The sequence below is a fragment of the Frankia sp. CcWB2 genome, from assembly GCF_977927585.1.
The window spans coordinates 19,415-21,293 of sequence record NZ_CDWRCM010000034.1; the positions used below are offsets into that span (position 1 = coordinate 19,415).

Below are 1,879 nucleotides of genomic sequence, written 5' to 3' on the forward strand. Positions count from 1 at the left end.
GCACCCGGTTCCGCTGGCAGGCCCGACTATCTTCCGAGAAACTGGACCATTTGGACTTTCCGGGATATTAGTGATTATTCCGCCCGCCTGGCCGATCGCCGCGGCCCAGGGCATGGGCGACTAGGCCGCGGGGATGTCGCAGACCTATGAAAGTCCCGACTTGCCTTCGCCTCCCGTCTCGGGGGCGTTATCTCCGGCCTGGCGACACGTTCTTGATCAGCCTATGGGGATGCGGGCCGAACTGGACCGCCTGCGCCGCCACGCGCCCTTTTACGACGCGACGGTGGACGAGATCGACGGCCGCCGGATACGGATCGGTGATCACTGGCTCGCCGATTTCGCGTCGTGCAACTACCTTGGCCTCGATCTCGACCGGGAGATCATCGAGGCGGTCCCGGAGTACCTGGACCACTGGGGCACCCACCCGAGCTGGTCGAGGCTGATCGCCAGCCCGCAGATGTACGACGACATCGAGCGCACGCTCGCCGCTCTCCTCGGTGCCGAGGACGCGCTGCTGCTCCCGACCATCACCCACATCCAGCTGTCGGTGCTGCCCGCCCTCGTGGGCAAGGGGGCCCTCTTCGTCGAGGTGCACGCCCATCAGACGGCGCATGACGGCGCGGTCGTGGCCGCGGCCCACGGCGCCGTCGTGGCGCGCTTCCGCGAGGACCGGCTCGACCGGCTGGAACGCCGGCTGCGGACGAGCCCCCACCCCCGGGTGGTGTGCGTCGACGGCGTCCACAGCATGACCGGAAACGGCCCGCCGCTCGCCGAACTCGCGGCGCTCACCCGTGCGCACGACGCCCTGCTCTACGTCGACGACGCCCACGGGTTCGGTGTCGTCGGCGAGCGTGATGCCGTCGCGTCGAGCCCCTACGGCAGCCGCGGCAACGGAATCGTCCGCCATCTCGGCGAGACCTACGACGATCTCGTCCTGGTCGGCGGTTTCTCGAAGGCGTATTCGTCGCTGCTCGCCTTCGTCGCCTGCCCCACGGAGGTGAAGGAGTATCTGAAGTCCACCGCGGGCCCGTACGTCTTCTCCGGCCCGTCGCCGGTGGCGTCCCTGGCGACCGGGCTGGTCGGGCTGCGGGTCAACGCGGAACGCGGGGACGCCATCCGTGCCCGGCTGTATCGCCTGACCAGCCGGTTCCTCGACGGCCTGCGCGGGCTCGGCCTGTTCACGCTCAACGCCAGCGGCTTTCCGATCATAGAGATTCCCCTGGTCGACGCCGCGCAGGCCGAGCCGTTGGGCCGGTTTCTGTTCGAACGGGGGATCTTCGCGAGTGTGGTGCCGTTCCCGGTCGTTCCCCGCGAGCAGGTCGGGGTGCGCATCCAGGTCACCGCGGCCAACACCGACGTCGAGATCGATCATCTGCTGGCCGTCCTGGCCGAGGCGGTCGAGCGGTTTCCCCTGGTATCGGTCCCGCAGGCCCGCGCCGGCGACTGAACCCCACCTCGCCGGAGGTGAGGTGACGGAGACCCCGGACGGCGCCCTAGGCCAGGGGTCCCCGCATTGCGCCGGAGGCGCCATGCGGGGCAAGGCGGGCGACCGGGTACCGGTCCCGGTTGAGGCGGACGTCGGCATCCCGGACGCGGGCCAGAACGGCGAGGAAATCGGCCCGCGGAATCTCCACCGCACCCAGGTCGATCAGATGCGGGGTCGCGATCTGCAGGTCCAGCAGCATCCCGCCGGCCGCGGTGAACCGGGCGTCGAAGTCGGCCAGAGCCACTTTGGAGGCGTCGGTCCGGGTACGGAACATCGATTCACCGACGAACACGCCGCCGACGCCCACTCCGTACATGCCGCCGACCAGCTCGTCGCCCTCCCAGACCTCGATGCTGTGCGCCCAGCCCAGGGCGTGCAGCTCGGCGTAGCCCT

General features: G+C 69.6%; 1 protein-coding gene and 1 pseudogene. One reads left to right on the forward strand and one right to left on the reverse strand.

Annotated elements, in window-relative coordinates:
- Positions 1 to 133: 133 nt before the first annotated feature.
- On the forward strand, positions 134 to 1,447 hold the full coding sequence (locus tag ACY45C_RS05865; RefSeq protein WP_462186633.1) for an aminotransferase class I/II-fold pyridoxal phosphate-dependent enzyme: 1,314 nt from the start codon (positions 134 to 136) through the stop codon (positions 1,445 to 1,447).
- A 46-nt stretch (positions 1,448 to 1,493) separates the two neighbouring features.
- On the opposite strand, the pseudogene ACY45C_RS05870 reads toward ACY45C_RS05865, so the two are convergent.
- A pseudogene (locus tag ACY45C_RS05870) lies at positions 1,494 to 1,879 on the reverse strand (leucyl/phenylalanyl-tRNA--protein transferase); the annotation flags it as partial.

What these genes read in the sequence shown, in the direction of transcription:
- ACY45C_RS05865 (WP_462186633.1), top strand. Translation starts at nt 134, where the DNA reads ATGTCGCAGACCTATGAAAGTCCCGACTTGCCTTCGCCTCCCGTCTCG.